The sequence below is a fragment of the Pseudoalteromonas sp. NC201 genome, from assembly GCF_002850255.1.
GTDB lineage: Bacteria > Pseudomonadota > Gammaproteobacteria > Enterobacterales > Alteromonadaceae > Pseudoalteromonas.
In genome coordinates, this window is record NZ_CP022522.1 from 3,837,180 (window position 1) to 3,847,990 (window position 10,811).

The following is a 10,811-nucleotide window of genomic DNA, read 5'->3' on the forward strand; positions in this document are numbered from 1 at the left end:
TTATTAATCAAACTTGGAGTATCTAACCCGCATGAAGAAACTGCTCGTATCACCGTCAAACATGGCCTTGGGCGAACAAGAAAGTCAGATTTATCAAAATATCCTCAAACAGGCCACGGAGATCAGCCTTAATCTGATGGCGGTTAAGGTGGAAAATCATCCTGAAGATTTTCTTGGTTGGTGTTATGAACTGCTTGATGTGGCGAAAAATCGTATCAATTTTGATTTACTGGATGACCATCAATTACCCACAGTGAAAAAGCTACAAGATCTGCTCATCGCAGCGATTAGCTTTTTACAACTCAAGACGTTACGCATTGCGCCTTGGCCTATGGTGGCTGCATTTATTACCGGTCACAAAGAAGTGATTGTACTAGATGAGCAATTAAAACTGATTGAATACCTTAAACCAATGCGCAGCACTCCACTTAAAGACATGATCAAAGAAGATCGCCTCGCCTTTAGCGGTAAGCATGCTGCAAATTTAGATACCAGCGTGTATCAGTTTGACGTGGAGTGGTTTGCCTCCACCAAAAGTGCAAAAGGCTTTCACCAGTTATTAGACGACCTTCCGGGTGCTTTTGATGAAGCGCTAGCCACAATCCCGGCAGAAGGTGACGTGACGCTCGAGCATTATCAGTCATTTATGGTGGGGTATTTAAGCGCTTTTGCTGGCAGCGAGGAAAAGCCAACGCTTGCACCAGCTACTCGCCTATTAGCAATGCGTCGCCCTGATGTGTTCACTCCAATAACCTCGAGCAAGCTTGACGCTTTGTGCCAAGCGCTTGGTGTTGCTAAACTTAACAATCGCGATTTTGAGCGTTACTGGACCGATGTCGTCAGCACCATTAAAGCAATGCCATGGTATACGATGGCCGCTCCTGTGGATGAGTTTGAAACGCAACTTGCTGAAATTAAAGCGCTGCTACCATGCCTGTTTTATTACGCGGATAAAGACACCGCCACTAACTCCAATTACTTTAAGCTACTGCATAAGCCTAAGCGCAGCGGCAGCAGTGGTGGCAAAAAGACCGTACGCCGCGGTAAAGAGTCAGCTGAAGTGTTAGTCGACCGCGCACTCGCGGATGAGTCTATTCCAGAACATATTCGCGCCAAACGTGACTCGATAGTCGCCGAAGTGGAAAAAGGCCGCAGTGTTGATGAAACCATCAGCCTAATGCGCACCATCTTTGGATAACGACTAGCTCAAAACACAGCTTGCATTAATACTGTGCAAGCTGTGTTACTTTGCACCAGCCATGTGCAACATTTATGCAAATCACTCTGCCCTACTTTCGAAACTCAGAAATTAAATGCTAATATTTTTAATAACATAGAATAAATTCTCCGTTATTTTCCGACATTGGCCTCCCCCTTGCACCTACTCTTTGCAAAAAATGCAATGACAACAACTGAATAATAACTCTGCGTTCAATGGGGAAAACAGAATGAAAAACAAACCTTTGCTTATGCTACTCGGCGGCCTGACTGCGTGCTTTTGTGTCTCTGCTCAGGCGGAAGTGACCGCGAATATTGCGGCAAGCTCAAATTATTACTGGCGTGGTATCACCCAGACTGATGACGGCGCAGCGGTGTCTGGCGGCTTGGATTATAGCAATGAGTCAGGGTTTTATGCAGGCACTTGGGTCTCTAACATCGACTTTGGCGACTCCGCCAGTTACGAAATGGATCTGTACGCGGGTTACGCTGGAGAAATCAAGGGCATGAGTTTTGATTTCGGTTATATCCACTACGCCTATCCCGATGCCAGTGGAGATATTGATTTTGGCGAGATTTACGCCGCGCTTGGCTGGCAATACTTTACGTTTAAACTCAGCCACTTAGCTACAGCGCAAAGCGACTCAACCACAGAAGAAGACATGCTATATGCCGAAGTGTCGGCCAGCTTCCCCATTTTTAAAGACAGTGAATTAACTCTACATATTGGTCGCTCCAGCGGAGACACAGTGCTTGAGTGGACAGGAGAAGACGACGCTTATATGGATTACGGGGTGAGTTTATCTACGCAAGGCTTTACCTTCGGATTAGTAAAAACCGACCTAGACAGTAGCGACGATATCAAAGCATACGTAAGTTATGGATTAGATTTTAATCTGTGATGACCAAAGGTGAACGGCCCTGTGACAGCCGCATCACCTTATTTTTTACTTGCTGCAACACGTAGGGCCGAAAGGCCCTTTTTTTAATTCTTCAACATTCTGAGTTTGGAACATTAAAAACGTACTGTAATTCATTGCGAGAATTGTAAAAGTGAATTGTGCAACCTGTTACCTTACTGCTGTCTCCAGACTCTGGCGGAATTCCACCTAGATTACCAAACCGAGTCGCCGAACCATCCTTAAGTTTCAACTGTCCGAACTGACTTAATTTTTCTAGCTGGTATAAAACACACTCATTAGTAATTTCTTGCGGCCTATGAAGTGCCTGCAATAGCGTCGTAATTCTTTTCCCCCCAGCAACTCGCGAATGAGCTTTATTCAACTTCATACCCAGAAAAGGTACATTTTCAGCATCCCAACCGATATGATCTATGCTCAACGCTAGCACATCACGAAATGAGCTAGACTCTTCATTTTCATAAAACGTCTTAGCATAAACTAGCGGTTGCTCATGTTCAGGTATACTGACTGACACACTCGCTCCAAAATGAGATAGACTCACGGAACCTCCAGTGAAACGCGCGCCTTGATAAATTCTCTTATTAACATCAATACCGTCACCCATCCCAACTGTAATCTCAGCCAACGCAAGCTCCTCCAGTGCCATCATTTTTGAGGGGTCGAGCAAAGTTGCTAGCGCAGAATTTGATGGGCACGATTGTTCTGGCTGCTGAGCCTGGCTACGCACGTTTGACAAACCATAACGACTCACATTCTGACTTGAGGTAGTTGCTAGCACGTGCTTCATCTCTTCATAAAAACTGGCCGCCTCTGCAAAGACCTTTTTTTGCACTTCCGTTAACGAAAAGGCAGTCACTTTGACATCATAGGGTAAAAAATCTTCATGCGTAACCCAAAAACCGTAAGTCGTTCCACTTGCAGGGTGTACAAGAAAAACCTGTTTTTTTGCAGAAGTACACTGCATGTTTTCAGGGGTCATAGGCGCGCTAGGTTTTAATGGATAGCAGCTTTTTTGTGGTGCATAAGTTTTAGCCATCTTCTGAGCTTTACTTTCAGATGTACATAAGCTGCAAAACTGGCCTCGATAATCAGACGCACTCGAATTCGCAAATACAGGTCTGGTGGCCAATATGCACATCAAGAATAGCACCGCTGAGATTATACATTTCATTTATTTAACTCCTTTTTAGAAATGAAAGTACAAAATAATCAAAAGAAGAGACAATATACAAGTAGTTTGAGATAAGTATTAAAGTTCAAAAGTAGTGCTCTCAGCTACTGCCAAGCTATCTATGTTTACTAGGAAAAACTTCGCTATTCATTTGTTCTAATTGATAAATTTTTAACAAACTACGATACCTGGGGTTTGAATGCAACTGATATTATAACTGGCTCAAATTTATTGCCGTGGTTTGCCCCAAATAACTTCAGGGCAAACTAATCGGTTATGGTACGCTATACCCGGTAGACGCCGTCCAAATGCGATACCACTGCTCGCGACTCATGCTAAGTGACTGTGAAGCAAACGCGCTGGCAACTCGAGTGATATTTCCCGTTCCAAGCACAGTGGCGGGTTTCGATGGATGCATGGCAAGCCATGCGTAGATCACTTGATCAATTTCAGTGCTACCAATCTCTTCACCCACTTGCTGTAGCACCGCACGCAGTCGTTCGGCTTTTTCATCTTCGCTGGAGAATATTCTCCCCCCTGCCAGCGGCGACCACAGCATAGGATTCATGCCTAGTTGTTGGCACTGATCAAGCGTGCCATCGTCAAGCGCTTTCATCTCATAAGGTGAAAACTCAATTTGGTTGGTCACTAAAGCGAAATCGAGTCTCGATTGCAATAAGGCAAGCTGGCTCGGTGTAAAGTTCGAGACCCCAAAATGCAGCACATCGCCGTTTTGTTTGAGGGTATTAAACGCATCGGCAACTTCATCAGCATCCATCAGATAATCCGGGCGATGGATCAACAACACATCTAACCTATCCGTGCCGAAATGCTTTAGTGACTGCTGCGCTTGAGCAATGATATGCGCCTTACTCGAATCATAGTGGTTCGCCTTTCCCACTAGTCCCAAGCTTGGAAATGCGGGCTTAATGCCACATTTAGTGATGATCCGAATGTGCTCTCGAATGCTAGGCTCAAGCGCTAAGGCTTTGCCAAACTCCGCCTCACACTGATACTCACCGTAAATATCAGCATGATCAGTATCGCGTATTCCAAGCTCAATCGCTTGCTTTAAAAAGCGTAAATTTTCTTGCGGCGTAATTTGCCAATCTAATAGCCGCCAAAACCCCAATACTAATGGGTCAAGTACGCGGGTGTTTGCGTTCATAACGTAATTCCTACTGTTGCAGCCACTTGCTTGGCTTTTTCGACAGCACTTTCAGCCGAATCTGAGCGCGCTAACGCCACACCCATTCTACGCTTGCCACTCACCTCGGGTTTACCAAACAAACGAATATCCGTTAGTGGCTCTGCAAGCGCTTGTGCAAGATTGTTGAACTGTAGCTGTGTTGATTCCCCTTCGACAAGGATCACGCTAGATGCCGATGGCCCATTAAAGTGAATGGTGGGGATAGGCAAACCTAAAATTGCCCGAGCATGCAGCGCAAACTCACTTAAGTCTTGCGAGATAAGCGTGACCATGCCGGTATCATGTGGCCTTGGCGAGACTTCGCTGAAGTAAACTTCATCACCCTTAATAAAGAGTTCAACGCCAAACAGACCCCGACCGCCCAGTGCCGCCGTGACTTTTTCAGCCATCGCTTTGCTGCGCTCTAGCGCGAGTGCTGACATCTGCTGCGGCTGCCAGCTTTGCTGATAATCACCGTCTTGTTGCACATGTCCAATTGGCTCACAAAAACTCGTACCATCGATATGGCGTACGGTTAGCAGCGTAATTTCGTAGTCAAAATCAACAAAACCTTCCACAATCACTCTGCCCTGACCTGCACGCCCACCTTCTTGAGCATAGTGCCAAGCCGCTTCGATATCCGCGGCACTTTTAATCACACTTTGCCCTTTACCTGATGAGCTCATGATAGGCTTAACCACACACGGCATGCCGATACTCGCGACAGCAGCATTAAAGTCTGCCAAGGTGTCAACAAATTGATAGGGTGAAGTGGCAAGCCCAAGCGTTTCAGCAGCAAGACAGCGGATCCCTTCACGGTTCATGGTCAGTTGAGTCGCTTTGGCGGTTGGCACCACCGTGTAACCTTCAGCCTCTAATTCCACCAGCTTATCCGTCGCAATGGCTTCGATTTCCGGCACGATATAATCAGGTTGCTCTTGTTCAATAATCGCTTTGAGTTTTTCACCATCCAACATAGACAAGGTATAGCTGCGATCTGCCACTTGCATCGCTGGCGCATTGTCGTAGCGATCTAAGACAATCACTTCTGCACCTAAGCGCTTAAACTCGATAACGACTTCCTTCCCTAACTCACCGCCACCGCAGAGTAATATTTTGCAAGCAGTTACCGAAAAGGGCGTGCCCAGAGGTTTGATTTTCATGATGATTCCTTGGTTGGTTTGATACCCCATGGTAGCGACTTTTTGTCATATGCAAAAGCTGAGAAGACGGCAATTCAACTCGAAATCACAAAATACACATTTCAAACACATTCTTTACATATCGTACACAAAGAGCATTTTTATATTTAAAGGATTACTTCAATGACTGCCCAGTCTCCTATTGATTACAGCACTCAGCCGCAGATCTTATTAACGCGCGCACTCAACCAATACGCCAATAAAATCGCACTGGTATTTAACGGTACGCAAGTCACCTATCAAGCACTTGAAGAGCAGGTAACACGGGTCGCCACGAATATCCAGCAACAGATGAGTCTGAGCCAATCTCAATCGCCTTATGTGGCACTATATCTCGAGCGTGGCATTGATATGGTCGTGGGGATCTTAGCGGCAATCAAATCAGGACTGGGTTATATCCCTATTTCCACGGAGGCACCCAAAGCTCGCTGCGAGTTTATTCTTGAAGATAGCCAACCAGCGCTTATCGTCACCCATGGACATTATCAAGCACTGCCACAATTTGGCCACACACCTCAAGTGCTGATCGACTCTCCTGCAACGCAAGCCTTTGTTACTCCTGATTATAAAATGAGTGATATTGCTTATGTGATCTACACCTCGGGCACCACTGGCACGCCAAAAGGCGTAGAAGTACCTTACCAAAACTTACTTTATTTAGCCGAATCACAAATTAACCGTTTTGAGCTAGACCGATTAGACCGCGTTATGATGTTTGCTTCTTATATTTTCGATGCTAGCGTGTTTGAGCTGCTCGTGCATATCATGTTGGGTCAAACTGTATTTGTAACGACAGAAACCGAGCGACGAGATGCCAAAGCGCTGAGCCAATTGATCTCAAAAAATGCGATTCAATTTGGCGCTATCCCTCCTGCATTGCTGGCTTTGATGGATCCCCGAGATTTGCGCTCGATGCGCAAATTAATCGTTGCAGGAGAAACCCCAAATCTAGAAATGCTATCTCGACTTTCAGAAGTCACGCGAGTGTTTAACGGTTATGGTCCTACCGAATATACCGTGTGCACCTGCGCCAATGAATATACCAATGCCGACTCCGAATTTAATATTGGTCAACCTTTTGTGAATACCAGACTTTATGTGCTAGATGAGCAATTGCAACAAGTAGCCAATGGCGCTATCGGTGAGCTCTATATTAGTGGTGCAGGTTTGGCTAAAGGATACTTGAACCGTCCTGAACTCACAAAATCTCGATTTATCGCCAACCCCTATTATCAAGCAGAAGTCGACCCTGTGCACTTCGCTAGACTTTATAAAACTGGCGACTTAGTAAGTTTTGACGGTGATAATTATCATTTTGTTGGTCGTAATGACAACCAAATTAAGCTACGTGGATTTCGTATTGAGTTAGGTGAAATAGAAAAAGTTGTTGCCCAACATGAGGCAGTAAAACTTGCAAGCTGCCAAGTAGTACAACGAGGTAATGCAAAGTTCTTGGTAGCATTTATCGTTCCTCATAGTGAACCTACAGCAGACCTTGGACAACACATCAGCCAGTTAGCAGAAAAGCTACTGCCAGACTATATGCTGCCTGATCACTATCAATGTTTAGACGCATTACCCATGACCGAAAACGGGAAGGTAGATAGCCGCGCACTCGCTAATTACGAATTAAGTAGCCAACAAGACCAACCGCAAGATCAGCTTAGCCAAGAACAGCAAGCTTTTTTAGCGCAGTTTCAAGGTTTCTGTTTGCCAGGTCTTGGCTGGCAACAAGATTTTTTCCAACAAGGTGGTGACTCCATTTCTGCAATCAACCTTAGCAACCAGTTATTTCAGCAGCTCGGCTTAAGCGTGCCAACACACCTAATCTATCGCTATCGTAGTGCTGGACAAGTATGGCAGGCAATGCAAACTCAACACTTTGAAACCATTGCGATTCCAAAGCGCGATGCTGATTTTGCTGAGGTCGCCCCGCTATCACTGCAACAACGCGCGATTTGGTTTTTAGCCAAAGCCGATCCAAGTGATAAAGCCTATCATGCAAAGTGTACAATCACCTTCAGTGGTGATTTAAATGTACCAGCACTACAAGGTGCATTACAGGATATCGTTGATAACCATGCGATTTTCCGTACTAGCTACGACTTACATGAGCCACTGCAATATATTGCAAAACACTACCAGCAAGACGTGCCTTACTTTGATTTTAGTGAGTATCAAGAAACACAAGCATTAGCTGAGGTCGATAAACTCGTTAATGGTCATATGAATGATATTTTTGCGATTGACCAATTACCGCTAGCGCGCTGGGCAATTGTAAAAATTAGCGAATATAAACATGTACTTATTCATATTGAACATCACTTAGTACATGATGGTTGGTCTTCTAACATCTTCCTTGATCACCTCTTTAGTTGTTATAAGCAGCGCTTACATGGCGCAAGCCAAGGTACTTTGCCTGAAATCACACAATACGCCGATTACGCAGCCTATCAGCATCAATGGTTAGGAACAGAGCAAGCCGAGTTGCAACGCCAATTTTGGAAAGCACAACTACAAGATGCACCGAGCCGTATTAACTTGCCTGTTTCTCGTCTCGGCGAAACCGCCACCGAACGTGGTCGCGCACACCGAGTAAAACTGCCTCGTTCGCTATGGAACAATTTAAAAGCCTACAGCCAAGCGCATCAGATCACGCCATTCGCCGTCGCCCTTGCGGCATTAAATATTGTCCTTTCGCGCTTTAGTGGCGATCAGGATATCTGTATTGGTTCTGGCGTTGCAAACCGAGGCTACACCAATGTGGATGATACCATTGGTATGCTCGTCAGCACCGTAGTGGCGCGAGTTCAGCAAACACCAGAAATGCCTGTTGAACAACTGGTACAGCATTGTTTTGAAGTCAGTAACGACATGCTGGCCAATCAAACCCTACCATTTACTGAAGTCGTCGCGGACGTAAACCCTGAGCGCATCAAAGGCGTCAACCCGTTATTCCAGATCTGTTTTAGCTTCCATGATTCACCACTCCCAGAACTCACGCTTCCGGGGTTAGATGATATTGAGTATTTCGAGGCGATCAGCAGTCAAGCGGCGAAGTTTGAGATTAATATCGTGGTGCTTACCCGTATGGGGCAAGATCAGGATGATTCGGTCACCATGTTATGGGAGTTTGACTTAAACCGCTACGATCCTTGGTTTATCGATGCCTTGAGTGACAACTTCAGTCATATTCTCGCTCAACTTATCAGTGTAGATGGGCAATTACCACTTGAGCAGTTAAGTTTACAAAACCTTGCTGAGCGCGATGTTCAAGCGACACAGCACCAAAGCCAAGACTTGCTGTCACTATTTACGCATCACGCGCAGTCTCGCAACCAGCAAACTGCACTTATCACCAGTCAAATGGAGTTAAGCTACCAGGAGCTAAGTACTCGATCAGACAGTCTGGCTGCACATATTCTTAAGCAGTATGGCACGCTTGAGTATATCGGCCTATACCTGCAGCCCGGCATTGACACAGTGGTTGCAATGCTCGCCATCATGAAAGCTGGCGCCGCTTATGTGCCGCTATCGCCAAGAGCGCCAGCTGCCCGCAATGCTTTTATTATTGACGATGCTCAGCTCAAGTTAGTATTAACTAACACCATAAGTCAGCAAAGCTTGAGCGAAAATGAGCAATCAAATTGGCCACTGTTAAACTTGGATAATACATTCGCGCCTTGCGATATTGCACTTTGCCGACCGTCGCCTGATTCTGCAGCCTACATAATTTACACCTCAGGTACGACGGGCCAACCTAAAGGCGTTATTCAAAGCCATAAAAATGTTGCGCGTTTGCTATCTGCCAGTCAACCGCTTTACCACTTTAATAGCGAAGATACTTGGGTGATTTATCACGATACGATTTTTGACTTTAGTGTTTGGGAAATATGGGGAGCACTGTGTCATGGCGGTCGGTTGTTTATTCCAAGCTACGAACAAGCAAGAGACAGTTTTGGTTTTGTAAAACAGTGTGAGCAATTTGCTGTCACCGTCCTTAACCAAACTCCAAGTGCATTCTATAATTTTAGTGATATTGCCATTTCTGCGGGCGCGTCACTTGATAGCCTTCGCACTGTGATCTTTGGTGGTGAGCAGCTCAACTACGATAAACTAGCTCCTTGGTGGCAACGTTTTGGTAAACGTATTCAATTGGTCAATATGTACGGTATTACTGAAACCACAGTACATGTCACGTACCAACCTTTGCACCCTAACATGAATACCCAGATTGCTGACATTGGCGTGCCGCTCAATGATATGCAGGCTTGGGTGCTGGATAGTCAGTTACGTCCCGTACCTGTGGGCTGTCCTGGAGAGCTGTTTATCTCTGGTGCAGGTTTGGCGATTGGTTATTTGAATCAGCCAGAACTGAGCGCTACTCGCTTTTTCGAGCTAACGCTAAATGGCAAACTCACCCGCGTTTACAAAACCGGTGATAACGCCAGACTATTGCCAAACGGTCATTTAGAATATCTAGGTCGTTTGGATAACCAAGTGAAGATCAGGGGGCATCGTATCGAGCTTGGTGAAGTCGAATCCCAATTGCTCAGCTGTAGCGGTGTTAAAGAGGCAGCAGTGATCACCTATACACGCCAAAATCAAACGGCGCTAAGTGGCTATGCTGTGATGGAAAGCCATGCTTATTTTGACGCCGAGCTGTTACTTAATTATCTACGAACGCAGCTGCCAGCATATATGATACCGGATAGCATCACCCAACTCACGGCGATGCCACTAACCGTTAACGGTAAGCTAGATAGCAAAGCACTACCGCTGCCGCAGGTGTTATCATCAAACCAATACGCAGCTCCGCGCACTGCGCTTGAACAGACGCTTTGCCAAATTTGGCAAACCACATTAGAACTGGAACAAGTCGGTATCCATGATAACTTCTATCGCCTAGGTGGTAACTCCATCTTAGCGGTGCAGCTCGTACGCAATGCCCATAAATGGCATCAGATTGCGATCCCGTTATCAGCGATTATTGCCAATCCATCAGTCGCGGCTCTGGCTCAACACCTAAACACCATAGAGTTGAGTGATATCACCCAATCTCAGGAGGCACCTGCCACCACCTCTTCACAGGTGATGGAGCTATAGTC

The 10,811-nt window shown here is 45.7% G+C and carries 6 protein-coding genes; 3 read left to right on the forward strand and 3 right to left on the reverse strand.

Going from position 1 to position 10,811, the window contains the following annotated elements; all coding sequences use genetic code 11:
- Positions 1-31 precede the first annotated feature (31 nt).
- The gene (locus tag PNC201_RS16885; RefSeq protein WP_199539667.1) at positions 32-1,198 is read left to right on the forward strand and encodes a hypothetical protein; all 1,167 of its coding nucleotides are present in this window, start codon (positions 32-34) and stop codon (positions 1,196-1,198) included.
- 250 nt (positions 1,199-1,448) lie between these two features.
- Positions 1,449-2,120 carry a TorF family putative porin gene (locus PNC201_RS16890; RefSeq protein WP_010378243.1) on the forward strand — a complete coding sequence of 224 codons (672 nt, stop codon included), beginning with the start codon at positions 1,449-1,451 and terminating at the stop codon, positions 2,118-2,120.
- 91 nt (positions 2,121-2,211) lie between these two features.
- On the opposite strand, the gene PNC201_RS16895 is transcribed toward PNC201_RS16890, so the two are convergent.
- From PNC201_RS16895 to purT, 3 genes are all read right to left on the reverse strand, one after another.
- Positions 2,212-3,177, reverse strand: coding sequence for a hypothetical protein (locus tag PNC201_RS16895; RefSeq protein ID WP_158299132.1), 966 nt, complete (start codon positions 3,175-3,177; stop codon positions 2,212-2,214).
- A gap of 409 nt (positions 3,178-3,586) precedes the next feature.
- A complete protein-coding gene (locus PNC201_RS16900) occupies positions 3,587-4,480 on the reverse strand; it encodes an aldo/keto reductase (protein WP_102057680.1) in 894 nt (297 codons plus the stop codon).
- On the reverse strand, positions 4,477-5,664 hold the full coding sequence (gene purT, locus PNC201_RS16905; protein ID WP_102057681.1) for a formate-dependent phosphoribosylglycinamide formyltransferase: 1,188 nt from the start codon (positions 5,662-5,664) through the stop codon (positions 4,477-4,479). The genes PNC201_RS16900 and purT overlap by 4 nt, the downstream gene beginning before the upstream one ends.
- 162 nt (positions 5,665-5,826) lie before the next feature.
- On the opposite strand from purT, the gene PNC201_RS16910 reads away from it, so the two are divergent.
- Positions 5,827-10,809 (forward strand): non-ribosomal peptide synthetase, encoded by a 4,983-nt coding sequence (locus tag PNC201_RS16910; RefSeq protein WP_102057682.1) that lies wholly within the window; start codon positions 5,827-5,829, stop codon positions 10,807-10,809.
- The last annotated feature ends 2 nt before the right edge of the window (positions 10,810-10,811 follow it).